Source organism: Rhodococcus sp. IEGM 1381 (genome assembly GCF_030056795.1).
Lineage (GTDB): Bacteria > Actinomycetota > Actinomycetes > Mycobacteriales > Mycobacteriaceae > Rhodococcoides.
The window spans coordinates 266,328-291,215 of record NZ_JASHKQ010000002.1; the positions used below are offsets into that span (position 1 = coordinate 266,328).

Here is a 24,888-nt window from a genome sequence, read left to right on the forward strand (position 1 = left end):
TTTCTCGTTCGCCCGCACTCTGCCTGCACCCGTCGGCGGGCTAGGGTTGCCTGTCGACTGTTGCCAGTCGGCGCAGGAGAGCAGGACGCCCCGGCACCGCGTCGGGCACGGAAGACCTTATGGGGAGCGATCGATGCACGGCGTCAGGGCCCACGGCAGGACCGGCAGAAAGGTCACTGCGTTCGCCGCTGCGTTTGTGCTGGTGACCCTGAGCGGTTGCAGTTCCGACACCACCGCAATCGAACCGCTCTCACCCGATTCGTGGCCCGCCTCCCACGCGAACGCGAACAACAGTGGATCGACCGCAGTGTCTGTCGACTCTCCCCTCACGTTGGACTGGACCCGGCCCACCGGCGGCACCGTGAGCTCTCCGGTGTCCATCGGCTCGACGGGTCAGATGTTCGTCACCGCCGCCACCGAATCCGGGTGCAACCTCTTTTCCTTCGAGATCGACTCCGCTCGCAAGCGTTGGTGCAATCGCGTCGGGCCATCGGTCGTGACCTCAACGCCCACCGTCGACTCCGCGATCAACGTGTACATCGGTGACGACGGCGGCATGAACTCGTACAACGATCACGGGCAACTTCGTTGGCGGACACCGGCGTACGGGGTGCCGAAGTCCGCTCAGTTCCTCGGGGACGGGAGCGTGCTCTCGGTGACCCAGATGGGTCAGGTCAGCGTTCTGGACACCCAGAACGGGCAGCTTCGAGTGCCCATCCTCGATCTCGTTCCGACGCCGAACTTCCTCACCGATCCGAACTCGGATTTTCAGCCGGTCGACACCGGGCTCGCCGAATGCAGTGTGGGAGGGTCGGAATGCCTCGTCCCCGCCGCACCAGCGGTCGACACCGCAACCGGAGCAATCTATCTCACACTGTGGCGTCCGGGTTCGATTGCGCCGCAACTTGTTTCATTGCAATACAACCGCGACGGATCCCCCGGACTCACCGAACGCTGGTCCTCGGACCTCCTGCCCGCAGGAGTCGCGTCGTCTCCGGTGTTGTCCGAGGACGGGTCGACGGTCTACGTGGCGGACGTCGACGGCCGGTTGACCGCGTTCGACACCGCAGACGGGCTACAGAAGTGGACCGAGGGCACCGGACTGGGAGTCGGGGCATCCCCGTCGATCGCCGCGGACGGCACCATCGTTCCCGCCGGCGGTGACGGCACCCTGATGGGATTGCGCGACAACGGCGATTCCGTCGAGCGAGTCTGGGTGCGCGACGACATCGAACAAGCAGGAACAGCAGCACAATCCGCAGACGGCCGCGGCCACACCGTCGTCCGCGACGGCACCGGACTGGCGCTGCTCACCTTCGATTCGGCTACCGGCAACACAGTGGACTCACAGCCTGTTCCCGACGTCGTCGGTGCCACGGTCGGCACGTCCATCGGGCCGGACGGACAGGTCGTCACCGCGAGCTACCTGGGTGAGATCTTCACCTACACCGACTGATCCGTCGCCCCGGGCGAACAGACGAAGGACACCGCGGACCGATCGATGCGGGTGATCACCACCGAGTGCGCGACGGTTCCGCGAAGCTTGAGCTTGGGCCGCAGTGTAGCGGGATCCACGTCGACTCCGCGCACGAGAATCTCGACCGAGCCGCAATCCATCCGATTCAGTTGCTGCCGAAGCACTTTCTCGGAGAACTTGGACTGCTCCAGAATCCGAAAGCCGCGTACCCCCGCAGGTACCGTATCCCCGGTCAGGTATGCGATCCTCGGATCGAGTTGCCACAGACCGAATCTGGCGCCGTAGTGACGAACCAGACCAGCCCTGACCACAGCGCCGTCGGGGTCGACGATGTAGCGCCCTGGCGGCCGAACCGGAATGTCGTCGGATTCGGCATCGGTGATGTCCAGCGCGCTGCCATCGGATCGAAGAACTGCCGCACGACGCCGAACGCCCCTCTCGCTGAGCCCTTCCGACCAGAGGCACGCTTCGCGCACTCCCCCGTCGAGCGAGACCACCTCGATCTCGCCGGGCCAATCGACAGCGTCGAAGTCGAGACCGGGAGCACATTTGACAACCAGATCTCGGCCGCGATAGGCGTCGAACAGGTCCGGTAACGGAGGTTGCAGCGCTGCCGGATCATGGCGTCGCCGCCCGCCCGCTCGGCGACCAGGATCAGCGACGACGACGGTCCCCCGCGTCGTCGGTGTCAGTGCGTCGGCCCGCAGCAGCGTGGCAGCAGGCACGTTGTGCGCGGCCATCCGAAGCCGGATCGGGTCGAGATCGCTCCCCACCGCCAACTCGGCCGATCCGACCAGCACGGCCAGTTCACTGCCGATGGAGCACGTGACATCGTGTACTCGACGGCCGGCCAGTCGAGTCGCGCGCCTGCAGGCGACGAGCGTCGGAGTGGCTTGCTGGACGGCGTCGTCGGTCACCAGCCAATGATCGGAGTCGATCAGTTTCACTCGGGCCTTGCGGCGGACCGTGACAGTTTCGATCAGGGCGCTCGCGTGGTCGGGGAAGCGAGTGCGCACCGAGGCTGTGTCGCGCACCGACGTTCGAGCGTTCAGCTCGAGATCGTCGACCGCAGCAAGAGCTCCGGCACCGGCCTCGCTTCGTAGGAAGTCGAGGTCGGTGCCGGTGAATTCGTAGCCCATCAGCGGACTCGAGCGCAGAGTCTGCGGCGGTCCGAGCCGATCAAGCGCGAGGAGCGGGTTTGGTGCCGGTGATCATCACGTTGTAGAACAGCCCGCGCGGCACCACGTGCTGCAGCACGTTCTCGTCGACCCAGCTCAGTGTCTTCCAACCGCCGAAGGCGAATTTCGCCCAGTTCCAGCCCAGTTTCCCCGCGGGGACTGCCGCCTCGAACGTCCGCACCGGCCACCCGAGCAGAGCGGCGGCAAACTCTTCGGTGTTCGCCTGCACGCGCTCGGCACCGGCCGACAGCGCGATGCTCTCCAGGTCGGTGGGATCGAACGTGTGCAGGTCGACGACGGCCTCGAGCGTAGCGGCTCGCGAAGACTCGTCGAGCTCCTCCTGCGGCTTGCGCCAGCTCGCCAGGAACGGCAACTTGGTCACGCGAGTGGTCGTTTCCCAGGTGATGCGCCCCAGCCAGCGAGCGTAGAAGTTGCCGACGGTGGTGGGTTCGCCTGCGAAGACGAATCGCCCGCCGGGCTTGAGGACGCGCAACACCTCGCGCAGGGATTGTTCGACATCCGGGATGTGGTGGAGCACAGCGTGCCCGACCACCAGATCGAACGTGTTGTCGTCGTAGGGAATGGTCTCTGCATCGGCAACGCGACCGTCCACGTCGAGACCGAGATGCCCGGCATTGCGCAGAGCAACCTTCACCATTCCCGGAGACAGGTCGGTGACGGAGCCCTTATCGGCGATTCCCGCCTGCATCAGGTTGAGCAGGAAGAAACCGGTTCCACAGCCCAACTCCAAGGCGCGGCCGTACGGCAGAGCCGATTGCGCCGCGGCGTCACCGGAAACAGCCTGATCGAACCTGCCACGGGCGTATTCGATGCAACGCTCGTCGTAGGAAATCGACCATTTGTCGTCGTAGGTCTCGGCTTCCCAGTCGTGGTAGAGCACCTGCGCCAGTTTGGTGTCCGATCGCGCGGCCTCGACCTGCTCGGCAGTGGCGTGCGGGTTCGGTGCAGGATCGACCATCCGGTCATCGGCCCCGGCCGGGGCCGTCACACTGGAGATCGATCGATTCACACCGTCGTGGGGGCTTGCAGTCATCAGGCGAGCCTACTATCCGGTAGCTGTGAAACAACTCCGTCGGTCGTCGGGGACTGCGTCACCGGCCGGTGAAGGTCGCTTTGCCCGGGCCGTCGGCCACGAAGGACTTCATCCCGATCGTGCGATCGTCGGTAGCGAACAGAGCCGCGAACTGCTGGGCCTCGATACGAAGGCCGTTGGTGAGATCGACGTCGAGTCCCTGATCGATCGACGCTTTTGCGGCGGCGAGCGCCCGCGATGCTCCAGCAGTGAACTGCATCGCCCACGCCCGCGCAGCGTTGTATACCTCGTCGGGGGCCACCACCTCGTCCACCAGACCGATCCGCAGTGCCTCCTCCGCTCCGACGAATCGGCCGGTGAAGACCATGTCCTTCGCGCGACTCGGGCCGATCAGCCGCGCCAGTCGTTGAGTGCCGCCGCCGCCGGGAATGACACCGAGGAGCACTTCGGGAACACCGAACTTGGCGTTGTCTCCCGCAATTCGACGATCGGCGCCGAGAGCGACCTCGAGTCCCCCGCCGAGCGCGTATCCGGTCACGGCCGCGACTACCGGCTTGGGGATGGTGCTCAGTGAGCCCAGAGCGGACTGCAGGTCCCCGGCGATCTCCGCCATTTCCGCCGCCGACAGTGCCACCATCTCCTTGATGTCGGCACCGGCTGCGAACACTTTCTCGCCGCCGTAGACGACGACCGCCTTGACGTCAGCGTTCACGGTCGCTTCCCGAGCCGCCGAGCGAATCTCTTCCTGCATCTGACGATCGAGTGCATTCATCGGCGGTCGGTCCAGGCGAATGGTGCCGATACCGTCGGATACTTCGAGATTCACGAACTCAGCCATGGGCGGAAAGGCTACCCCGGCAACAGTTCAGCGATCGGCCCAGGGATGTCGGGCTCCGGCGTAGTACGCATCGTCCCCGTCGAAGACCACCCGGACCGCGCCGTCCTCACGGGTGAGAATCGGCAGGATCGGGGTGATGTCACGTTCGTGATCGGCAACGTCGGCGACGGTGTCGAACCGAGACAGTGCGTCCAACTGGCTCCATGTCGGTGGGAGCAGGATGGTGTTTCCCTTTCGCCAATCCGCCAATGCATCACCGGTCGAACGCCAACTCACCGACGCTGCTTCGCTGGTCTCCCCGTCCGCCTTCTGGCCTTCCGGGAGCACTGCGACGAAGAACCGAGTGTCGTACCGTCGCGCTTCGCCCACCGGCGTGAGCCAGTGAGACCACGGCCGAAGCAGATCCGAGCGCAGCACCAGGTCGTGTGCGGTGAGAAATTCTGCGAACGAGAGTTCGCGGCGCTCGAGTCGACCTCGCTCCGCAGCGAACGGGGCAGTGTCGACAACGATGGAATCCGGTGCCGACCCGGCCAGCAGGACCCCGCACTCCTCGAACGTCTCGCGCGCCGCGGCGCACACCAGCGCTTGTGCCTTGCCCTCGTCGGTTCCGAGGCGTTCGGCCCACCACGAAGGCGGTGGCCCTGCCCACCCGACGTCGGCCGCGGCGTCCGATGGGTCGACACCGCCTCCGGGAAATACCGTCATTCCACCCGCGAAGGCCATTCCGCCGACCCGTTCGAGAAGAAATACTTCGATCTCGGAACGCGAACCTCCGTCACGGATCAGGATGACCGTCGCGGCATCACGCGCCGGTACGTGATCGGCAGCACTGTTCGAGCTCATATCGGCAACGTACCGCTGAGCAGCTCAGCGAGATCGGGGCGGTCCAGCGCTAGCGTCGGTGCGCGCCGGCAGCCCGAGTGCGGCGGGCGAAGAAGCGGCCGTCGACACGGTCGAGCGCGATCGACTGGCTGAACGCCTCGGTGAGGTTCTCGGCGGTGATGACATCGTCCACCAGCCCCTGGGCCACCACACCGCCTTCTTTGAGCAGCAACGCGTGACTGAAACCCGGGGGGATTTCCTCGACGTGATGGGTGATCAGCACGGTGGCGGGAGAATCCGGGTCGGCGGCGATATCGGCAAGACGTGCCACCAGTTCTTCGCGACCGCCGAGGTCGAGACCCGCCGCAGGCTCGTCGAGCAGCAGCAGTTCGGGGTCGGTCATCAACGCACGCGCGATCAGGACCCGCTTGCGTTCGCCTTCCGAGAGGGTGCCGTAGGTGCGAGTGGCGAGATGCTCGGCACCGAGACTCTCCAGCATCTCCACCGCGCGTTCGGTGTCGACTGCGTCGTACTTCTCGCGCCAGCGTCCCAGCACGGAGTACCCGGCGGAGACCACGAGATCGGACACGAGCTCGTCGGCCGGAATGCGGTGGGCCAGCGAGGACGACGACAACCCGATCCGTGGCCGGAGTTCGGAGACGTCGGCTTTGCCCATGACCTCGCCGAGAACGTGGGCGACACCCGATGTCGGGTGGATCTCGGCCGCCGCGATGCGCAGCAACGACGTCTTTCCGGCACCGTTCGGCCCGAGGACGACCCACCGTTCGTCCAGTTCCACCTTCCAGGTGACGGGCCCCACCAAGGTCACACCACCACGGCGGACGACGACGTCGGTGAAATCTACGAGCAGGTCGGGATCCGGTTCAGACACGACGCCTATCTTCCCGCACATCGACCCTGCATTCACGGCAGGATGTGCACGCGTGTCGCCCAATCACGAACTGCCCACCAGTGCCCGTCGAACAGAGGACCAGGAAACTGGCTCCAATCCACCTGGATCGCCGTTCCCTCTCGGTGCCACGGCGATGGCGACTGGCACTCAATTTGCAGTCCACGCGCCCGAGGCCGATGGCGTCGAGGTGTGCCTGATCGATCCGGAGGGCGGCGAACGGCGAGTAGAACTGACGACCAGTACGTTCGGAGTTCGACACGGCTTCGTTCCGGGCGTTCGACCCGGTGACCGATACGGCTTCCGAGCACACGGCCGGTGGGATCCGCACGATGGACGTCGATTCAACGGTGCGAAAATTCTGCTCGACCCCTCCGCCCGTCAGGTCAGCGGAGAATTCGGAGACCCGTCGGCTCTGTTGGCGTACGAAGACGATCCGTTCGGGGTGCCGAGCACTCGCGATTCGCTCGGGCACCTCCCCCTCGCCGTGGTTCGCGCACCTCTCGCTCGCGCCGGTCGACCGGCGCGCCCGTCCGTGCCCTGGGACCGTACCGTTCTCTTCGAGCTGCACGTGGGATCGTTCACTGCCCGTAATCCTGCTGTCCCCCAACATCTTCGCGGCACCTACCTGGGACTGGCCCAACCCGCGGTGCTCGAACATCTCGCGCGCATCGGCATCACGTCGGTCGAATTGCTGCCGGTTCACACCACCTTCACCGAGCCGGGTGTGCGAGCCCGCGGAATGCGGAATCACTGGGGTTACTCGACGGGGGCGTACTTCGCACCGGATCCACGGTTCGCCGCGGTTCCCGGCGATGAGGTCGACGAGTTCCGCACCATGGTCGACGCATTGCACGGCGCGGGGATCGAGGTGATCCTCGACGTCGTCTACAACCACACGTGCGAGTCCGCGGTCGACGGTCCGTCGATCAGTTGGCGCGGCCTCGACGCTCCCGGCTACTACCTCCTCGACGGACGCGGATCGGACGTCGACCTGACCGGCTGCGGCAACACTCTCGACTCGGCGTCGCCCGCGGTCGTGCGCATGGTGTGCGACAGCCTGCGCTACTGGGTCGACGAAATGGGAGTCGACGGGTTCCGGTTCGACCTCGCGAGCACTCTCGGCCGGCCCGGTGGTTGGCGATTCGATCCTCGCGCACCGCTGCTGACCGCGATAGCCGTGGATCCCCTCCTGGCCCAGGTCAAGCTGATTGCCGAGCCGTGGGACGCCACCGGCGCCGGCTACCAGGTCGGAAATTTCGGAGTGGCGTGGTCGGAATGGAACGACCGCTACCGCGACACGGTTCGAGGCTTCTGGGCAGGCCAACACGGCGTCCGTGAACTGGCCTCCCGACTGGCCGGTTCCGAGGATCTGTTCGCGGGCAGCCGCCGACTGCCATGGGCGTCGATCAACTTCGTCACCGCACACGACGGATTCACCGCCCGCGATCTGGTGTCGTACGAACGAAAGCACAACGGAGCCAACGGAGAAGAGAACCGAGACGGAACCGACAACAACTCTTCGGTCAACCACGGCGTCGAGGGCGAAACCGACGATCCGTCCGTACTCGACGCCCGTGGTCGCCACATGCGCGCCCTACTCGCCACGTTGACCCTGTCCACCGGCACGCCGATGCTGCTGGCCGGCGACGAACTGGGCCACACGCAGTCCGGAAACAACAACGCGTACTGCGTTCCCCAGGATGCACCGATCGAGGACGCGTGGGCGATCGACTGGAACCGCGCCGATCAGAACATGATTCGATTCGTCGGCCGATTGCTCCGCGTCCGGGCGAGCGCTCCGACGCTGCGACAGCAGGAATTCTTCACCGGCCGCGCAACTCCGACCGGCAGACCGGACCTGGTGTGGTTCGACTCTGCCGGTAGGGAATTCGATACAGATCGGTGGAACGACGACTCGGTACGGACGATCACGGCGTGGGTCGACGGTTCCGACGTCCGGTCCTACGCCTCGGACGGCGGGCAGGTCGACGATGCGAGCTCGCTCTTGATCCTGCACTCGGGCGGACCCGCTGAGATCACCCTGGCCTGCCCGAGTTGGTCGACGTCCCGGTTCGTCCCGGTACTCGATTCGTCGTACCCGGACGGAGTGCCGCCCAATACTGCTGCACTGGAGGCAGGTTCGACTATTTCGGTGACCGGCTCCACGGTGCTGGTGTTCCGCAGCGCGGGCAGGTAGGTCATGAACAACTGCACGAGCGGACCGACTCCGAGGGCGTAGAGCACCGTTCCCAGCCCCAGCGTGCCGCCGAGCAGCCAACCGGTGAGCACAACGGTCAACTCGATTCCGGTACGGGTGAGCCGGATCGACCACCCGGTTCTGGCCACCAGACCGGTCATCAAACCGTCACGTGGGCCCGGGCCCATTCCGGCACCGATGTACAGGGCCGTAGCGAAGGCGTTCACAACGATCCCCGACACCATGGCCAGCGATCGAATCACGAGTCCGTCGAGATGCGGCAACAGTGCCGACGTCGCATCTACGGCCACGGCGATCACCACGACGTTGCTCACGGTCCCCAGACCCGGACGTTGCCGCAGCGGAATCCACATCAGCAAGACGGCCACTCCGGTGATCGCGGTGATGGTCCCGAAGCTGAGCGAGACGTGGCTTTCGAGGCCCTGATGAAACACGTCCCAGGGATTGACACCGAGACCACCGGCGATCATCAAGGACATGGACGCCCCGTACAGCCACAGCCCGACATAGAGGGCAGCCAACCTGGACGGGAGACGACGACCGCGGACTGCGCGAAGTGGTGAGGTGAACATGCTCCCAGTCTCCGGCAGTACTGGATACGTTATGCATAGCCAGTTCTGCAACAGTGGACCCCCACTTGGAACACGCCAACTCAGCGAACGGCGATCACCGTCGTCGAGCCCGGCGCCACTTCGGTGAAGCCCGCATCGCGCACCGCGACGGCACGTCCGCCGCGAACCTCGTCCAACGCGCGGGCCCACTGCTGTGGATCGGCCGGACGCACCGAGCACGGGTAGCCTGCCGACGCCCACTCTCGGCACTCCTTCACGCTCATCGCTCCGGCAAGCAACATCGAGGCATGCCCCACCTGCGCGGCCGCCTTGCCCACCGTCATGGACAAGGACGCGTCGACCCACAGCACCGGACCTGCCGCTGGTGCGGGTGCTTCGTCGGATGGAACATCGGTGCCACCGATCTGCAGGCGTTTTATCCTCGGATCGAGATCCCCGACACGACCGGGGACCAGTGCTCGCGCCGATGCACCGCCCACGTCGACCGTGACCCCCGGGACCTCCTGTGCGGCGGTCCATTGCGCACCCCGTGCCCGACGAGCAACTTTACGAATTCGAGCCGACGTCCATTCCGTGAAGGCATCGTGCCACGAGGCACCTGAACCCACACGCGGGTCGAGGCACAGCGCCACCGTTGCCCGCGCGGCTGCCTCGAGCAACTCGCTGCGCAACGGCGGATCCGTCTTCGGAATGTGCAGGACCAACGGCATGGCCAGTACGGCCGCAGGGTCCGATGGATCCTCGGCTCCCCCGTATCCACGGGCGAGTTCGGCGTGACGCGAGTCGAACGTGTTCTCGGCCCGAAACTCTTCTGCGTCGTTCTCGCCGGTCACCTCACGCGTCGCATCGCCGATCTCGGGATCGCCGACCTCGGGACTGCTGGCCTCGGGACTGCCGGCCGAGTACTCGCCGATCATGGGATCGGGACGCGACGGACTCCCCCGTCGACGGCATCCGCAGCTTCGATCTCGTGGCGAGTGACGCCGAGGATGAACAGCACCGCGTCGAGGTACGGATGCGAAATGGCGGTGTCGGCAATTTCGCGCAAGGCAGGCTTGGCGTTGAAGGCGACGCCGAGGCCGGCCGCAGTGAGCATGTCGATGTCGTTGGCTCCGTCGCCGACCGCCACCGTCTGCTCCATCGGCACTCCCGATTGTGCTGCGAACTCGCGTAGAGCGGTCGCCTTCGCCGCTCGGTCGATAACTTCACCGATCACCCGGCCGGTGAGTTTGCCGTCGACGATCTCGAGAGTGTTGGCTTTGACGTAGTCCAGTTCGAGTTCGTGGGCCAGACCTTCGATGACCTGCCTGAAACCTCCGGAGACGACTCCACACGCGAACCCGAGTCGCCGAAGGGTACGAATGGTGGTCCGTGCCCCCGCCGTGAGCTCCAGACTCTCTCCCACCTCGTCGATGACCGATTCATCGAGACCGGCCAGTACGGCGACCCGCTGTTCGAGCGACTCCGTGAAATCGATCTCGCCTCGCATCGCTGCTTCGGTGACAGCCCTCACCTCGTCTTCGCGGCCGGCACGTGCAGCCAACATCTCGATGACCTCGCCCTGTACCAGTGTGGAGTCGACGTCGAACACGATGAGACGCTTCGATCGACGCGCGATGCCGGCCCTCTCGACTGCGACGTCCACACCGATCCCTGCTGCGATCGCCGCGAGACCGGAACGGAGTGCAACATCGGCGTCCGGCGATGTGTCGGTTGCGGTCACCTGCAGTTCGAGCCCCGTCACGGGGTAGTCCGCAATTCCGCGAATGGAGTCGATATTCGCGCCCTGACGGGCCAACTCGCGCGAGATGGTGCTGAAGGCTCGCGCGGTCACGGGTCGCCCGAGAACAACGACGACATGGGTGCCCAAACTCCGACCACCACTCTGCGCAGCGCCGATCTCGACGTCGACATGGACCCCGACCGTCGCCATGGCGTCCTCGAGCTCCTCCTGCAGCGCTTCGGGATCGCGCGGACAGGTCAACAAGACACCGAGGGTCAGCCTGCCGCGAATGACCACCTGTTCCACGTCGAGAAGGCTCACTTCGTGCCGAGACAATGCCGCGAAGAGCACCGAGGTGACGCCCGGCTTGTCGGGTCCCGTCACCGTCACCAGCACTGCGGTGTCGTTCGACTTCACCGGATCTCCCCTTCACTCGGCCAGTGGCCGGATACGTCTTCGTGTCACCTCGCAATGAACGGGCGAACCCGAACGCGTCACGAGATTGTCGCAAGCGAAGAGCCCCACCCGGTGGCCGGGAGGGGCTCTCGCTGTGCTGCGGGCTACTTGGGGTCGGGGTCTCCGGACCCTTCGTGATCGCTGGTCGCGAGTGGAGCACGGCGGGCCTGCTCGAGTACGGCGGTGGTCTTACCACCGTGCGCACCCGGCCCCACGTGAGCTTCAGCGCGCATCCGCTCGACCATGTGCGGGTAGTGCAACTCGAATGCCGGACGCTCGGACCGGATACGAGGCAGCTCGGTGAAGTTGTGCCTCGGCGGCGGGCACGAGGTAGCCCATTCCAGCGAATTGCCGTAGCCCCATGGATCGTCGACCGTGACGACCTCGCCGTAGCGGTAGGACTTGAAGACGTTCCAGACGAACGGCAATGTCGAGGCACCGAGGATGAATGCACCGATGGTGGAGATGATGTTCAACTCGGTGAACCCGTCGGAAGGCAGGTAGTCGGCGTAGCGACGCGGCATTCCCTCGTTTCCGAGCCAGTGCTGGACGAGGAACGTGGCGTGGAAGCCGAAGAACGTCAGCCAGAAGTGCCACTTGCCGAGGGCCTCGTCCATCATCCGGCCCGTCATCTTGGGGAACCAGAAGTAGATGCCGGCGTACGTAGCGAACACCACTGTGCCGAACACCACGTAGTGGAAGTGAGCGACGACGAAGTAGGTGTCGGTGACCTGGAAGTCGATCGGCGGCGACGCCAGCAGAACGCCCGTCAATCCGCCGAAGACGAAGGTGATCAGGAACCCGATCGCGAACAGCATCGGTGTTTCGAGTGTCACTTGACCGCGCCACATGGTGCCGACCCAGTTGAAGATCTTCACACCTGTGGGCACGGCGATCAGGAACGTCATGAACGAGAAGAACGGCAGCAACACTGCACCGGTGGCGTACATGTGGTGCGCCCACACCGCAATGGAGAGGGCGGCGATCGCGATCGTCGCGTAGATCAGTCCCGAGTAGCCGAAGATCGGCTTGCGAGAGAAGACTGGGAAGATCTCGGAGACGATTCCGAAGAACGGCAGCGCGATGATGTAGACCTCGGGGTGCCCGAAGAACCAGAACAGGTGCTGCCACAACAGCACTCCACCGGTTGCCGGGTCGAACAGGTGCGCACCCAGGTGGCGGTCCGCCGCCAAGCCGAGGAGCGCCGCTGTCAGCAGCGGGAAGGCCAGCAGGATCAGGATCGACGTCACCAAGATGTTCCAGGTGAAAATCGGCATCCGGAACATCGTCATACCGGGGGCACGCAGGCAGATCACCGTGGTGATCATGTTGACGCCACCGAGGATGGTGCCGAGACCGGCGATGGCCAGACCCATGATCCACAGGTCTGCACCCACACCCGGTGAGTGCAGAGCCGACGTCAGCGGGGTGTACGCGGTCCATCCGAAGTCTGCTGCGCCACCGGGAGTGATGAACCCAGCTGTGGTGATCAAGGCACCGAAAAGATAAAGCCAGTACGAGAACGCGTTCAACCGCGGGAACGCGACGTCGGGTGCACCGATCTGCAGCGGGAGGATGTAGTTGGCGAACCCGAACACGATAGGCGTCGCGTACAGCAGCAGCATGATGGTGCCGTGCATGGTGAACAGCTGGTTGTACTGCTCGTTGGACAGGAACTGCATTCCCGGAACGGCCAACTCGGCGCGCATCAGCAGCGCCATCAGTCCACCGACGAGGAAGAACGCGAACGAGGTCGCGATGTACATGATCCCCAAGACCTTGGGATCGGTCGTCGTCACTGCTTTGTGCAGGAACGAACCCTTCGGTCCCATCCTCGGCGGGAACGGCCGAGCGGCATCCACCGCGGGAGCGGGCCTAGGCGCTAAGGCAGTCACAGATCCTCCTGATTGCGCGTCCGACCCCGAACCACGAGGCGACGTCATCTAGTCGTGCGCTACTCGAATCGTAGACCGTCGGACCGACACTTGCCGAACCGGTCCTACCGTGTGTCGTATTGGACTGATTCGACACCGCCCGGATCGGGCGATCTGCCTGCGCTGTGGGCCTTTCCGCCGCAGCGGGCACGGTGCGAGCGCGGTCGATTCCGTGGCCTCGCCGGTGCCCGTTCGAGTGTTCTGCGAGAACGGCCTTCCGATACTGTGTGAGACCACCCGACCCGTCGAAGGAAGTCCCGCGTTGCCACTCCACCTGCGAGTCCCCCGTTCGTGTGCACCGCGCCGGACCGGCGCTGTCGTTGCGGCGTGCCTTGCCGCGGCTGTGACGTTGGTCGGCTGTTCCGATTCCGAGGCGCAGGACGACGCGTCCACCATCGTTCGCAGTACGACGAACATCGCCGGAGCGGGTGTCGTAGGTAACAACCGCGACACCGAAGGACTGTGTCCCGCTCTGGCCCCACTGGACCGGACCGGAGCCGAAGGCGATACCCGTCCCGTAGGGCACGCCGAGGGAATCAGCGCCATCCCTGCCGATCCACAGCGCATCGTCGTTCTCGACGCTGCGGGCCTCGACGCCAGCTGCGCGGTCGGAATCTGGGAACGCGTTGTCGGCGCGGCGACGCTCGATCCCGATTTCCGTGGAGACGGAGACCAACCGTTGTACCTGGGTACGGGCTTGGCGTCCGTTCCGTCGGTCGGCCCGGTCGGAGCTCCCGACCTCGGGGCGATCGCTTCGCTCGACCCAGATCTGATCCTCGGTGCCGATTCTCTCGGCGCCGACACCTACGACTCCCTGAACGCCATCGCGCCGACCGTGTTCACCGGGACCGGACAGGGCTGGAAGAACACCTTTCTGCAGTCCGCGGCAGCATTGGGCCGCGGGCAAGCTGGTTTCGAACAGCTCGCCTCGTTCTCCGCGGATGCCGAGCGAGTCGGTCGCGAGATCGACGCCGCGCAGTCGCAGGCGTCGGTCATCCGGTTCGGTGCGGACACCATCGAGGTGGACGGCCCGAACTCCTTTGCCGGCCAGGTGCTCGCCGAAGTGGGTGTTGCGCGGCCGCAAAGCCAGCGCGATGCCGATTTCTCCGTAGCGTCGGACGCCCTCGATCCGGTCGAAGGCGACATCGTGTATGTGCGATTCGCCGGCACCGATGGCGAGACCTTCGGCCGCGAGGTGATGGACAGCGACGAATGGCACGCTCTCGGCTCGGTCACCGACGGGCGAGTGTTCGCGGTGAACGACACGGTCTGGTCCGGTAGTGGAGTCGTCGCGGCGCGCGCCGTCCTGGCCGATCTGTCCGCATCCCTGAACGCCTACGCGTCCTGACGCGATGCCCATCCCGGAATTCGTGCAAGCGCTCCGCAGCGTCGTCGGTACGTCACCGCTCTGGTTGTCCGGTGTCAGTGCGGTCGTTGTCGACGCCGACCGCCGAGTGCTGCTGACTCTGCGAGCAGACAACAGCACCTGGGCCGTGGTCTCCGGAATCCTGGAGCCCGGCGAAGAACCTGCACCGGCTGCGCTGCGGGAGATTCGCGAGGAGACCGGCGTGGAGGCCACGATCGTGCGGCTGACGAGCGTCGACGTAACGGAGCCGATCACGTACCCCAACGGCGACGTCGCGCAGTATTTGGACATCACATTCGTCGCCCGCTACGTCGCGGGCACCCCTCACGTCGCCGACGACGAGAATCTCGACGTAGCCTGGTTCGCGCTCGACGGACTACCCGAAAACCTCACGGCAACTTCACGACTGCGAATCGAGAAAGCCATCGCCGACGACCCGTCGGCGTGGTTCAGGCGCTGACTCCCCACCCAACGTGTACACAGTTCCCCCGAACTGTCCCCCGGTCGATCCATGATGTGCAAGCGGGATTTGCGCCATCTCGTACCAACGCACAGATCGAGTTCCTGCTCCGTCGAGCATCGAGCGGCCAGGGTCGAATACCCAAGGAGGCCAAGGATATTCGAGCGTCGGGCCGCCCACCGAAAGAGTGAGCGGCCCGACGCTCGAACGAGTCTCTAGAAGTCCCAGTCCTCGTCTTCGGTGTTGACGGCCTTTCCGATGACGTACGAGGATCCCGAGCCGGAGAAGAAGTCGTGGTTCTCGTCGGCGTTGGGTGACAGTGCCGACAGAATCGCCGGGTTCACATCCGTCTCGTCCTTGGGGAAAAGGCCCTCGTAGCCGAGGTTGTTCAGTGCCTTGTTGGCGTTGTAGCGCAGGAACTTCTTGACGTCCTCGGTCAGACCGATCTCGTCGTACAAATCCTGGGTGTACTCGACCTCGTTGTCGTACAACTCGAACAGCAACTCGAACGTGTAGTTCTTGAGTTCCTCGCGCCGCTCCTCGCTGACCTTCTCGAGACCCTTCTGGTACTTGTATCCGATGTAGTACCCGTGGACGGCCTCATCGCGAATGATCAGCCTGATCAGGTCCGCAGTGTTGGTCAGCTTGGCCCGTGAGGACCAGTACATCGGCAGGTAGAAGCCGGAGTAAAAGAGGAACGACTCGAGCAGAGTCGACGCCACCTTGCGCTTGAGCGGGTCATCACCGTGATAGAAGTTCAGCACGATCTCGGCTTTGCGCTGAAGGTTGACGTTCTCCTCGGACCAGCGGAACGCGTCGTCGATGTCACGCGTGGAGCTGAGGGTGGAGAAGATGGAGCTGTAGCTCTTCGCGTGCACCGACTCCATGAACGCGATGTTGGTGTACACCGCTTCTTCATGGGGAGTGATCGCGTCGGGAATGAGACTGACGGCACCGACGGTGCCCTGAATGGTGTCGAGCAGCGTCAGCCCGGTGAACACGCGCATCGTCAACTGCTTCTCGACGGCGGTCAATGTTGCCCACGACGGGATGTCGTTGGACACCGGCACCTTCTCCGGCAACCAGAAGTTACTGGTGAGGCGCTCCCACACTTCGGAGTCCTTGTCGTCCTGGACCCGATTCCAGTTGATCGCGGAGACGCGATCGATGAGCTTTACCATGGGTGCCTACCTACAGGTCGATGAGCGAGAAGTGGGGATGATGCTGCGTGAAAAGTCGCTGACACGAACACTACCCGTTGTGTCCGACAGTTCCGGGAGGCACTACAAAGTGTGCCCGGAGTGTTGCCGCCGAACGACCGTAATCTCACGAGTCAACGGTCACCGCCCACCGAGCACGGGACCGTTCCGGCCTCGATGGCACCGACCAGTTGCGCGTGATCGCGCTCGTTCTGATCGGCATAGGCACCTTCATGTCGCGGAATTGTCGAACGTAGAAGTTCAGGTCCCCCACCGGCGACCGCCCGATCGGAACGCGGCATGGCCACACCCGTTCTCGCGTCCGAGAACCACGAGGGAGGTGGCGAGTCGCTTCAGGTCCCACTCGAACGGGCCGGGCAGAGTTTCGTCGAAATCGCGGAGGTCGAAATACAAGTTTCGTCCCGGCGTCGACGCGAGGTCTGCGGCCATCACTGCGGCGGCACCAAGACAATATATCCATGGCGACGCGGACATCCGGGCGTACCGGATCGGCAGCAACTCCTGAACTCGTATCGCGTTCTGCGCAAGAACCGTCTGCAGCGCATCGTGGCCACGAGTGTTGGGATCCCATTCCGCCAATCGGCGGCGAGGTACCCGACGGCGAGCATATCGACCACGTGGCGATGGCTCGGAAGGAATCGAATCCTTCCGAGCCATTGTCACGTCGACGTCGGATTCGACCTCGTCGTCCGCTTCGGTGACCATGCCTGATCATGGTCCGCATCGGGCCCTGACATCACGGTATCGCCACAGGTCGATCGACCGAATCGGCTACAGCATGCAGGAGACGCAACCCTCGACCTCAGTGCCCTCGAGGGCCATCTGACGCAGACGGATGTAGTACAGCGTCTTGATGCCCTTGCGCCATGCATAGATCTGCGCGCGGTTGATGTCGCGAGTGGTGGCGGTGTCCTTGAAGAACAGCGTCAACGACAGGCCCTGATCGACGTGTTGTGTTGCGGCAGCGTAGGTGTCGATGATCTTCTCGTACCCGATCTCGTACGCGTCCTGGTAGTAGTCCAGGTTGTCGTTGTCGAGGTACGGTGCCGGGTAGTACACGCGGCCGATCTTGCCTTCTTTTCGAATCTCGATCTTCGACGCCACCGGGTGAATCGACGAGGTGGAGTTGTTGATGTACGAGATGGATCCGGTCGGCGGCACGGCCTGCAGGTTCTGGTTGTAGATTCCGTACTCCTGCACCGACGCCTTCAGCGCAGTCCAGTCGGCCTGCGTCGGAATGGAGACATCGGAGTCGGCGAACAACTTCGCGACCTTGGGCGTAGCGGGTTCCCAGACCTGGTCGGTGTACTTGTCGAAGAACTCGCCCGACGCATACTTGGAATCCGGGAAGCCCTTGAAGTATTGGCCGCGCGCCTTCGCCAGTTGGTTCGACGCTTGAATCGCATGGAACAGCACGGTGTAGAAGTAGATGTTGGTGAAATCGATTCCCTCGGTGGAACCGTAGTGAATACGCTCGCGAGCGAGGTAGCCGTGCAGATTCATCTGCCCGAGACCGATTGCGTGTGAATCGTTGTTGCCCTGCTCGATCGACGGCACGGAGAAGATGTGCGTCTGGTCCGAGACCGCGGTCAGACCGCGGATGGCGACGGCGATGGTCTTACCGAAGTCGGGTGAATCCATCGTCTTCGCGATGTTCAGCGAGCCCAGGTTGCACGAGATGTCCTTGCCGACATGACTGTACGAGAGGTCGTCGTTGAACGTCGACGGCGTCGAGACCTGGAGAATCTCCGAGCACAGGTTGGAGTGAGTGATCTTGCCCTTGACCGGGTTCGCGCGATTGACGGTGTCCTCATACATGATGTACGGGTAGCCGGACTCGAACTGCAGCTCGGCGAGAGTCTGGAAGAACTCGCGCGACTTGATCTTGGTCTTGCGAATCCTCTTGTCGTCGACCATCTCGTAATACTTCTCGGAGACGTCGATATCGGCAAACGGCACTCCGTAGATGCGCTCCACGTCGTACGGCGAGAACAGGTACATGTCCTCGTTCTTCTTCGCCAGCTCGAACGTGATGTCCGGGATGACGATTCCGAGGGACAGCGTCTTGATGCGGATCTTCTCGTCCGCGTTCTCACGCTTGGTGTCGAGGAACTTGTAGACGTCGGGGTGATGCGCGTGCAAGTACACCGCGCCCGCGCCCTGACGTGCCCCGAGCTGGTTGGCGTACGAGAACGAGTCCTCGAGGAGCTTCATGATCGGGATGACACCGGACGACTGATTCTCGATGCGCTTGATCGGCGCACCCGCTTCGCGAATGTTGCTCAGCAGCAATGCAACTCCGCCGCCGCGCTTGGACAGCTGCAACGCCGAATTGATGGATCGTCCGATGGACTCCATGTTGTCTTCGATGCGTAGCAGGAAGCACGAGACGGGCTCGCCGCGCTGTTTCTTGCCGGAGTTGAGGAAGGTGGGCGTCGCGGGCTGGAATCGGCCGGCGATGATCTCGTCCACGAGATCGGTGGCCAAAGCTTCGTCACCGGCTGCAAGCGTCAGCGCCACCATGCACACGCGGTCCTCGAAGCGTTCGAGGTAACGCTTGCCGTCGAACGTCTTGAGCGTGTACGAGGTGTAGTACTTGAACGCACCGAGGAACGTGGGGAATCGGAACTTCTTCGAGTACGCGTGATTGATCAGGAACTTGACGAACTCACGCGAATACTGATCGAGAACCTCGGGCTCGTAATAGTTCTCCTCGACCAGGTAGTCCAGCTTCTCGTCCAGGTCGTGGAAGAACACCGTGTTCTGGTTGACGTGCTGCAGGAAGTACTGATTAGCAGCCTCGCGGTCCTTCTCGAACTGGATCTCGCCGTTGGGGCCGTAAAGATTGAGCATCGCGTTGAGCGCGTGGTAGTCCATGTCGCCGTCGCCGCGAATGGTTGCGGGCGCGGGTGCTGCGTCGGTGATGGTCGGTGCCACGGCGATGCTCCTACTGGTATGTGGTGGGTAGTGCTCTAGTGCGTGTGGGCAGCGCGGCGGACTTCACGTTCCCAGAAGTCCTCCAGTCCCTCGCGGACTCGCACTACGTCCTCGGGGGTGCCCATCAATTCGAATCGGTACAGATACGGAACCGCACATTTCTGCGAAATGACGTCTCCGGCGAAGCAGAACGAATCTCCGAAATTTGTGTTTCCGGCAGCGATGACCGCTCGTATCAACGATCGGTTGTGCTCGTCGTTGAGAAACTTGATCACGCGCTTGGGGACATAGTTGGTGTCACGCCCGGCGTAGGTGGTTCCTCCCCCATACGTCGGAACGACGAGGACGTAGGGGGAATGGACTCGAAACGTCCCGTCGGGATCACGAAGCGGAATGCGCGTTGCGGGGATGTCCAGCTTCGAGACGAAGCGATGCGTGTTCTCGGATGCGCTGGAGAAATACACCAGTGAGTGGGACGACTGCGGTTGCGAACTCACCGCTCACTCACTTTCTTGTTCTGTTCAAGCAGCGTTCACTGCGAGGGTCTTGATGCGATCCGGACGGAAGCCGGACCAGTGATCGTCACCGGCGACGACGACAGGAGCCTGCAGGTAGCCGAGAGCCATGACGTAGTCACGCGCCTCGGGGTCCTGCGAGATGTCGACGACCGAGTACTCGATGCCCGCTTTGTCGAGAGCGCGGTAGGTGGCATTGCACTGGACGCAGGCAGGCTTGGTGTAAACGGTGATGCTCATGGTGTCCCTCTTTCCGTTGTCGCCATCGGGTGCACCGACGGCGACCGATGTGCTCTGCGTATGCACCGAGAACATCTCCCGCTCAGGGCGACTTCGACCTGCTCGAACCCGCTTTCGCTGGTTCTTCGAGTTGTGGCCTCTCGGTCGGTCAAACACTACACCTAGTGTCCGGCATCTGACTACAACACGAGATGTTGCGAACAACATGCTTGGTATTCGCTGGTCACGGCGTTGCCGGCGGAGGACCGACCCGCCACCCCGGCGTGTCGCACGTCACAATTCGATCGTGTCACTGGTCACTACTCACTGCGATACAGACAGTGATGTCCCCCTACGGCCACCGCTTCCCCTACGCACGAGAACGGCCCCCTCGGAAATAGCTCCGAGGGGGCCGTCGTCGTGTGCGCGACCGTCAGCGTTGACGCGCCTTGAACCGCGGCTCTTTCTTGTTGATCACGAACACCACCCCGTGGCGGCGGACCACCTGCGCACCGGGCTTTTTCTTGAGCGATTTCAGAGAGTTTCTCACCTTCATGAATTCACTCTACATGAAAACGATTACCGATACCACGAAGGGTTCAGGCACTCACGAGATCGTTCGAGGCTTTGACCAACTCGGCCACCACGTGTCCGATCTCTCCGGCAACCTCGGCGTTCTCGCTCGGGTGAGCCGAGCCGAACTTGTCGATGGTGCCGCCGATGGACAGCTGGACGTCCTCGAGCACCGACCCACCGGCGATACGAACGGCCTTGCTCGTGTCCTCGTGCGCCCACTTGGCTCCGTTGCCGCTGGGCGATGCACTGATGACGACGACCGGCTTGCCCACCATGGCACCCGCACCGTAGGGGCGCGAGAGCCAGTCGATGGCGTTCTTCAGCACGGCAGGAATCGTGCCGTTGTATTCGGGCGTCACCATCAGAAGGGCCGACGCCTTCTCGGCAGCAGCCCGCAGAGCGAGCGCGGCAACCGGTACGGATCCCTCGACGTCGATATCCTCGTTGTAGAAGGGGACATCTCCGAGTCCGTCGTAGACCACGATCTCGGCACCGGCGGGTGCCACAGTGACAGCAGTCTCGGCAATCTGCTTGTTCACCGATTCGGCGCGCAGGCTTCCGACGAGAACGAGTACGTGAGCGTCTGACATGAGATCTTCCTTCGAAAGTTCGGTTGACGTGATCGTCACGTCAATTCATACCATCCAAACGGACCATGGTCCACATATGTTCCCCGGCGGGGTAGGCTGAGTTCCGTGACCGGCCCCATGCTGCCCATTGCGGGTGAGGACTCCGAGCGGTGCGACGCAGCGCGCAACCGTCGGCTGTTGCTCGACGCAGCAGCGGATCTGGTGGCGACCATCGGAGCCGACGCCATCACCATGGATGCGGTGGCGACCAAGGCCGGAGTGGGCAAAGGCACCGTGTTCCGCCGTTTCGGCAACCGCGCTGGGCTGATGCGAGCGCTTCTCGATCACACCGAGCAGAATTTGCAACGCTCGTTCATGTTCGGCGAGCCACCACTCGGTCCCGGGGCCGATCCGATCGACCGTCTCGTCGCCTTCGGCCGGGCTCGTCTCGAGTTCGTCAACGTTCAGGGCGAGGTGTTGCGCGCTGCCGAGACGTCGGCAGACGCTCGTTACTCTGCCCCGGCACACAAGGTCAACTTCACTCACGTGCTCTCGCTGCTCCGCGCAGCCGGCGTGGACGGGGATCTCCCACTGCTGACGCACTGGCTCCTCACACCACTCGAAGCCACCCTGGTGCTACACCAGTATCGCGATCTCGGAATGCCGATGGACAGGCTGGCCGACGGCTGGGAAGACTTGGTACGCAGAGTAACTCGCGCTCCATAGCTCGCCCGGCTCAAATCCTCTCGAGTGCCATGGCCGCGGTGTGCAACGCCACACCGTAAGGGCGACCGTGCCCCGCTGCGTGGACCGCGAGTGGGTGCAATTGGTGCAGCGGAATACGGTGTCGCCACCCTGCTCGCAGCGGATGTACCGTCTCGTACCCGTCGACGATGTCCTCCAGGAGGGGGCACCCGAAGAGCGCCAACATTGCCAGATCGGTCTCACGGTGCCCGCCGTGCGCCGCCGGGTCGATCATCACCACGCCTTCCTCGGTCCAGAACACGTTGCCGCTCCACAGATCTCCGTGAATTCGGCTGGGCGGCTCCGCATCGTCGAAATCGCCGCCCGCAACGCGTCGGCACGCCGATTCGACGGTGGCAGCCTCAGTGGGCGTCACGGTGCCCGCGTCGACGGCGATTCGCAGAAACGGCAGTACCCGGCGGGCTGCGTAGAACTCACCCCACGTCCGGTGCACCGAATTGCTCATGGGCCGAGCCCCGATGAACAATCGGCCGGAGAAGGGCGCACCGTCGGAGCCTGCCGGCGGCGCGCCGAATCCATCAGCTCCACCGTTGTGCATCAGTGCCAACGCTTCACCGAATCTTCTCGCCGCGGGCTGCGTCGGATGCGCCGCGATCAGGCGTTCGAGTTCGATGTGTGTCGGCCCGTACCCGAGGACTCGAACTACAGGCGCGCCCGCCTCGCCGAGCCAGTGGAGCCCGGTTGCCTCGGCGGCAAAGAAGTCGGGAAGCGCCTGGGGGTTTCGTTTTACGAACGTATCGGAGGGTCCACTCACGAAGATCGACCCTACGCATGGCGTGTACGCACGGCCGCGTACCTGCCGACGTCATTAGTATGAGCTGATGGGATTCATCAACTCGGAAGTGCGCACGAGCATCATGCGTGAGCTGGCAGTGCAATCGACCATCGATCCGGTCACGGAGGTTCGCCGGAGGGTGGACTTTCTCAAGGATTATCTGTCGTCGACCCCTGCGACGGGCTTCGTGCTCGGTATCAGTGGCGGGCAGGACAGCACACTCACCGGCAAGCTCGCCCAACGGGCCGTCACGGAGCTGCGAGCCGACGGCCACGAGGCCGAGTTCGTCGCCGTTCGACTCCCCTACGGCGTACAGGCCGACGAGGACGATGCGTCGATAGCGCTCCGGTTCATCGACCCTGATCGGACGGTGACGGTCAACATCAAGGCGGCTGCCGACGCGTCGGCGGCCGCCACGGCAGACGCACTGGGAACCGCCGAGGTCCGCGATTTCGTTCGGGGCAACATAAAGGCTCGCCAGCGCATGGTCGCGCAATACGCCATCGCCGGAGAACTCGGCTACGTCGTGGTCGGTACCGACCACGCGGCCGAGGCCGTCACCGGGTTCTTCACCAAATTCGGCGACGGTGGTGTCGACCTGACTCCCCTCACGGGCCTGAGCAAGCGTCAGGGTGCCGCTCTGCTCCGTGAACTCGGTGCACCGGAGAGCACGTGGCGAAAAGTCCCCACGGCAGACCTCGAGGACGATCGTCCTGCACTGCCGGACGAGGAGGCACTCGGCGTGACGTACGAGCAGATCGACGACTATCTCGAGGGCAAAGACGTCTCCGACGACGTCGCCGACAAGCTGGAGAAGATGTTCATGGCGACCCGCCACAAGCGTGCGGTGCCGGTGACGCCGTTCGACGACTGGTGGAAGAGCTCCCACTGAGCCGGGCGGCCGGACGCCGGGCCGAACCCAACGATCAGCCGCCCGCGAACGGCGGCAACACGTCGACCCGGCTGCCGATCGCACGGCCCAGATCGCGCGTGAGGTCCTCGCCGACGAGATAGGCAGACACTCGCAGGATCGGGTCCATCGGCGCGCCGTGCCGGGACCGGATCACCTCTCGCAGGTCGGCGAGAGTGGCTCCGATGGGCACGGTGACGTACTCCGAGTCGCACCCCGACGCGTCGACGGCAGCGGCGAAGTACCGCACTTCGACCTCGGTCGAGGGCTCGGTATCCCCGCTCGACTGCAGGTCAACCACCGATGGCCCCCATACTGCGGGTCGGTGGCACAAAACCCTCGGCGTCGATACCGTGTCCGGCCCATTTGTTCCACATCGCTCCGCGCCACACGGCGGCCAACTCGTCGTCGGTGGCACCGCCCCGCAGCGCCGCGCGCAGATCGGTTTCATCGTCGCTGAACAGGCAGGACCGAATGGTTCCTTCGGCGGTCACTCTCGTGCGGTCGCACTCTCCGCAGAACGAGCGCGTGACCGACGCAATGATTCCGACGGTGGCGTCGGTACCGTCGACGCTCCACTCCTCGGCCGGTGCCGACGGATCGGCGCGCCCTACCTCACGCAAAACGAACTCGGTGGACAACTCGTCTAGCAAGGTCTGGGCATCGATCATGTTCGCGCGAGCCCACTCGTGGTCGGCATCGAGCGGCATCTGCTCGATGAATCGGAGTGCCACCCCTTCGTCGAGACACCAGCGCAGTAGATCGACTGCACCGGACAGGGTGTCGCGCATCAGAACTGCGTTGATCTTCACCGGACCGATGCCTGCTCGCTTCGCCGCTCGGATGCCGGCCAGCACCGACGGCAGTCGGTCGCGTCGGGTCAGCCGCGCGAAATCTTCGCGGTCGACCGAATCCAGGGACACGTTGACTCGGGTCAACCCGGCATCGACCAATGCCGCGGCCCGATGCTCCAGACCGACTGCGTTGGTGGTCATCGACAGCGGTACACCTGCCGCAACATCGGAGCACAGTCGCAGAATCTCGTCGAGGTCGCGGCGCATGAGGGGCTCGCCGCCGGTGAACCGCACGTCGCGAATACCCAGCAGCCGCACGGACACCGACACCACTCGCGCGATCTCGGCCGGCGTGAGCAGGTTCGCGGCAGGAATGGCCGGAAGCCCCTCCTCCGGCATGCAGTAGGTGCACCGCAACGAGCACTTCTCGGTGATGGAGATACGCAAATCGCGCGCGACTCGGCCGAAGCGGTCGATCAGATGGGGTACATCCGGCCGATCCGCCACGGAATTCACCAGCGGCGACCGATCGGTCGGAGCAACACCGCCGAACACCGGAATGCCCAGCGAGGTGACACTGTCCACCGTCACCTCGTA

At 64.0% G+C, this 24,888-nt stretch carries 23 protein-coding genes and 2 pseudogenes; 6 read left to right on the plus strand and 19 right to left on the minus strand.

Annotated elements, in window-relative coordinates; all coding sequences use genetic code 11:
• Window positions 1-133: 133 nt before the first annotated feature.
• Entirely contained in the window at window positions 134-1,456 is a 1,323-nt protein-coding gene (locus QM797_RS11260) for an outer membrane protein assembly factor BamB family protein (RefSeq protein ID WP_283275637.1), read from the plus strand.
• On the opposite strand, the gene QM797_RS11265 is transcribed toward QM797_RS11260, so the two are convergent.
• From QM797_RS11265 to QM797_RS11285, 5 genes are all read right to left on the minus strand, one after another.
• On the minus strand, window positions 1,444-2,616 hold the full coding sequence (locus tag QM797_RS11265; RefSeq protein ID WP_283275640.1) for a THUMP-like domain-containing protein: 1,173 nt from the start codon (window positions 2,614-2,616) through the stop codon (window positions 1,444-1,446). The two genes, QM797_RS11260 and QM797_RS11265, sit on opposite strands and share 13 nt — an antisense overlap.
• A gap of 40 nt (window positions 2,617-2,656) precedes the next feature.
• Window positions 2,657-3,634 (minus strand): class I SAM-dependent methyltransferase, encoded by a 978-nt coding sequence (locus tag QM797_RS11270; RefSeq protein ID WP_283275821.1) that lies wholly within the window; start codon window positions 3,632-3,634, stop codon window positions 2,657-2,659.
• Window positions 3,635-3,767: 133 nt separating this feature from the next.
• Complete coding sequence (locus QM797_RS11275; protein ID WP_283275641.1) at window positions 3,768-4,547, minus strand: enoyl-CoA hydratase/isomerase family protein; 780 nt, start codon at window positions 4,545-4,547, stop codon at window positions 3,768-3,770.
• Window positions 4,548-4,574: 27 nt separating this feature from the next.
• The gene (locus QM797_RS11280) at window positions 4,575-5,390 is read right to left on the minus strand and encodes an NUDIX hydrolase (protein WP_283275643.1); all 816 of its coding nucleotides are present in this window, start codon (window positions 5,388-5,390) and stop codon (window positions 4,575-4,577) included.
• A 49-nt stretch (window positions 5,391-5,439) separates the two neighbouring features.
• Window positions 5,440-6,282 carry an ABC transporter ATP-binding protein gene (locus QM797_RS11285; RefSeq protein ID WP_094618822.1) on the minus strand — a complete coding sequence of 281 codons (843 nt, stop codon included), beginning with the start codon at window positions 6,280-6,282 and terminating at the stop codon, window positions 5,440-5,442.
• A gap of 49 nt (window positions 6,283-6,331) precedes the next feature.
• Here QM797_RS11285 and glgX point away from each other — a divergent pair, with 49 nt between their 5' ends.
• Window positions 6,332-8,479, plus strand: coding sequence for a glycogen debranching protein GlgX (glgX, locus tag QM797_RS11290; protein WP_283275822.1), 2,148 nt, complete (start codon window positions 6,332-6,334; stop codon window positions 8,477-8,479).
• Here the strand turns inward: glgX and yczE are convergent.
• The 4 genes and pseudogenes from yczE to ctaD form a co-directional block, all read right to left on the minus strand.
• Window positions 8,470-9,072, minus strand: a pseudogene (gene yczE, locus QM797_RS26340) (membrane protein YczE); the annotation flags it as partial. The gene glgX and the pseudogene yczE sit on opposite strands and share 10 nt — an antisense overlap.
• 80 nt (window positions 9,073-9,152) lie before the next feature.
• Window positions 9,153-9,989 (minus strand): peptidyl-tRNA hydrolase, encoded by an 837-nt coding sequence (locus tag QM797_RS11295; protein WP_283275646.1) that lies wholly within the window; start codon window positions 9,987-9,989, stop codon window positions 9,153-9,155.
• Window positions 9,986-11,212 carry a phosphoserine phosphatase SerB gene (gene serB, locus QM797_RS11300; protein WP_283275648.1) on the minus strand — a complete coding sequence of 409 codons (1,227 nt, stop codon included), beginning with the start codon at window positions 11,210-11,212 and terminating at the stop codon, window positions 9,986-9,988. The genes QM797_RS11295 and serB overlap by 4 nt, the downstream gene beginning before the upstream one ends.
• A 143-nt stretch (window positions 11,213-11,355) precedes the next feature.
• Complete coding sequence (gene ctaD / locus QM797_RS11305; protein WP_283275650.1) at window positions 11,356-13,146, minus strand: aa3-type cytochrome oxidase subunit I; 1,791 nt, start codon at window positions 13,144-13,146, stop codon at window positions 11,356-11,358.
• A gap of 301 nt (window positions 13,147-13,447) precedes the next feature.
• Here ctaD and QM797_RS11310 point away from each other — a divergent pair, with 301 nt between their 5' ends.
• Window positions 13,448-14,533 carry an ABC transporter substrate-binding protein gene (locus tag QM797_RS11310; RefSeq protein WP_283275653.1) on the plus strand — a complete coding sequence of 362 codons (1,086 nt, stop codon included), beginning with the start codon at window positions 13,448-13,450 and terminating at the stop codon, window positions 14,531-14,533.
• Window positions 14,534-14,537: 4 nt separating this feature from the next.
• Window positions 14,538-15,011 carry an NUDIX hydrolase gene (locus QM797_RS11315; protein WP_283275656.1) on the plus strand — a complete coding sequence of 158 codons (474 nt, stop codon included), beginning with the start codon at window positions 14,538-14,540 and terminating at the stop codon, window positions 15,009-15,011.
• 215 nt (window positions 15,012-15,226) lie between these two features.
• On the opposite strand, the gene nrdF is transcribed toward QM797_RS11315, so the two are convergent.
• The 7 genes and pseudogenes from nrdF to QM797_RS11350 all read right to left on the minus strand — a co-directional run bounded on the left by nrdF (window position 15,227) and on the right by QM797_RS11350 (window position 21,068).
• A complete protein-coding gene (gene nrdF, locus QM797_RS11320; RefSeq protein WP_027496604.1) occupies window positions 15,227-16,192 on the minus strand; it encodes a class 1b ribonucleoside-diphosphate reductase subunit beta in 966 nt (321 codons plus the stop codon).
• Window positions 16,193-16,492: 300 nt separating this feature from the next.
• A pseudogene (locus QM797_RS11325) lies at window positions 16,493-16,888 on the minus strand (DUF2252 family protein); the annotation flags it as partial.
• Window positions 16,889-17,002: 114 nt separating this feature from the next.
• On the minus strand, window positions 17,003-19,168 hold the full coding sequence (nrdE, locus tag QM797_RS11330; RefSeq protein WP_371833838.1) for a class 1b ribonucleoside-diphosphate reductase subunit alpha: 2,166 nt from the start codon (window positions 19,166-19,168) through the stop codon (window positions 17,003-17,005).
• Window positions 19,169-19,203: 35 nt separating this feature from the next.
• Window positions 19,204-19,665: a class Ib ribonucleoside-diphosphate reductase assembly flavoprotein NrdI gene (gene nrdI / locus QM797_RS11335; protein ID WP_032376963.1), complete on the minus strand. Its 462-nt coding sequence runs from the start codon at window positions 19,663-19,665 to the stop codon at window positions 19,204-19,206.
• A 24-nt stretch (window positions 19,666-19,689) separates the two neighbouring features.
• Complete coding sequence (locus QM797_RS11340; protein WP_032376962.1) at window positions 19,690-19,923, minus strand: redoxin NrdH; 234 nt, start codon at window positions 19,921-19,923, stop codon at window positions 19,690-19,692.
• A 412-nt stretch (window positions 19,924-20,335) separates the two neighbouring features.
• Window positions 20,336-20,458: a type B 50S ribosomal protein L36 gene (gene ykgO, locus QM797_RS11345; RefSeq protein ID WP_283275657.1), complete on the minus strand. Its 123-nt coding sequence runs from the start codon at window positions 20,456-20,458 to the stop codon at window positions 20,336-20,338.
• Between the two features lie 43 nt (window positions 20,459-20,501).
• Window positions 20,502-21,068: an NAD(P)H-dependent oxidoreductase gene (locus QM797_RS11350; protein ID WP_283275658.1), complete on the minus strand. Its 567-nt coding sequence runs from the start codon at window positions 21,066-21,068 to the stop codon at window positions 20,502-20,504.
• Between the two features lie 105 nt (window positions 21,069-21,173).
• Between QM797_RS11350 and QM797_RS11355 the strand changes: the two genes are divergently transcribed.
• The gene (locus QM797_RS11355) at window positions 21,174-21,773 is read left to right on the plus strand and encodes a TetR/AcrR family transcriptional regulator (RefSeq protein ID WP_502942316.1); all 600 of its coding nucleotides are present in this window, start codon (window positions 21,174-21,176) and stop codon (window positions 21,771-21,773) included.
• A 10-nt stretch (window positions 21,774-21,783) separates the two neighbouring features.
• Here the strand turns inward: QM797_RS11355 and QM797_RS11360 are convergent, their stop codons facing one another.
• Window positions 21,784-22,572: a fructosamine kinase family protein gene (locus QM797_RS11360; protein WP_283275826.1), complete on the minus strand. Its 789-nt coding sequence runs from the start codon at window positions 22,570-22,572 to the stop codon at window positions 21,784-21,786.
• 61 nt (window positions 22,573-22,633) lie between these two features.
• Here QM797_RS11360 and nadE point away from each other — a divergent pair, with 61 nt between their 5' ends.
• A complete protein-coding gene (nadE, locus tag QM797_RS11365; RefSeq protein WP_283275659.1) occupies window positions 22,634-23,479 on the plus strand; it encodes an NAD(+) synthase in 846 nt (281 codons plus the stop codon).
• 34 nt (window positions 23,480-23,513) lie between these two features.
• Here the strand turns inward: nadE and QM797_RS11370 are convergent, their stop codons facing one another.
• Both QM797_RS11370 and moaA read right to left on the minus strand, forming a co-directional pair.
• Complete coding sequence (locus QM797_RS11370; protein WP_283275660.1) at window positions 23,514-23,798, minus strand: MoaD/ThiS family protein; 285 nt, start codon at window positions 23,796-23,798, stop codon at window positions 23,514-23,516.
• The gene (gene moaA / locus QM797_RS11375) at window positions 23,791-24,852 is read right to left on the minus strand and encodes a GTP 3',8-cyclase MoaA (protein WP_502942329.1); all 1,062 of its coding nucleotides are present in this window, start codon (window positions 24,850-24,852) and stop codon (window positions 23,791-23,793) included. The genes QM797_RS11370 and moaA overlap by 8 nt, the downstream gene beginning before the upstream one ends.
• Window positions 24,853-24,888 lie beyond the last annotated feature (36 nt).

What these genes read in the sequence shown, in the direction of transcription:
- nadE (WP_283275659.1), top strand. Translation starts at nt 22,634, where the DNA reads ATGGGATTCATCAACTCGGAAGTGCGCACGAGCATCATGCGTGAGCTG.
- QM797_RS11260 (WP_283275637.1), top strand. Translation starts at nt 134, where the DNA reads ATGCACGGCGTCAGGGCCCACGGCAGGACCGGCAGAAAGGTCACTGCG.
- QM797_RS11265 (WP_283275640.1), bottom strand. Translation starts at nt 2,616, where the DNA reads ATGGGCTACGAATTCACCGGCACCGACCTCGACTTCCTACGAAGCGAG.
- QM797_RS11280 (WP_283275643.1), bottom strand. Translation starts at nt 5,390, where the DNA reads ATGAGCTCGAACAGTGCTGCCGATCACGTACCGGCGCGTGATGCCGCG.
- QM797_RS11285 (WP_094618822.1), bottom strand. Translation starts at nt 6,282, where the DNA reads ATGTGCGGGAAGATAGGCGTCGTGTCTGAACCGGATCCCGACCTGCTC.
- QM797_RS11340 (WP_032376962.1), bottom strand. Translation starts at nt 19,923, where the DNA reads ATGAGCATCACCGTTTACACCAAGCCTGCCTGCGTCCAGTGCAATGCC.
- nrdF (WP_027496604.1), bottom strand. Translation starts at nt 16,192, where the DNA reads ATGGTAAAGCTCATCGATCGCGTCTCCGCGATCAACTGGAATCGGGTC.
- QM797_RS11350 (WP_283275658.1), bottom strand. Translation starts at nt 21,068, where the DNA reads ATGTCAGACGCTCACGTACTCGTTCTCGTCGGAAGCCTGCGCGCCGAA.
- QM797_RS11315 (WP_283275656.1), top strand. Translation starts at nt 14,538, where the DNA reads ATGCCCATCCCGGAATTCGTGCAAGCGCTCCGCAGCGTCGTCGGTACG.
- ykgO (WP_283275657.1), bottom strand. Translation starts at nt 20,458, where the DNA reads ATGAAGGTGAGAAACTCTCTGAAATCGCTCAAGAAAAAGCCCGGTGCG.
- QM797_RS11295 (WP_283275646.1), bottom strand. Translation starts at nt 9,989, where the DNA reads ATGATCGGCGAGTACTCGGCCGGCAGTCCCGAGGCCAGCAGTCCCGAG.
- QM797_RS11270 (WP_283275821.1), bottom strand. Translation starts at nt 3,634, where the DNA reads ATGGTCGATCCTGCACCGAACCCGCACGCCACTGCCGAGCAGGTCGAG.
- QM797_RS11275 (WP_283275641.1), bottom strand. Translation starts at nt 4,547, where the DNA reads ATGGCTGAGTTCGTGAATCTCGAAGTATCCGACGGTATCGGCACCATT.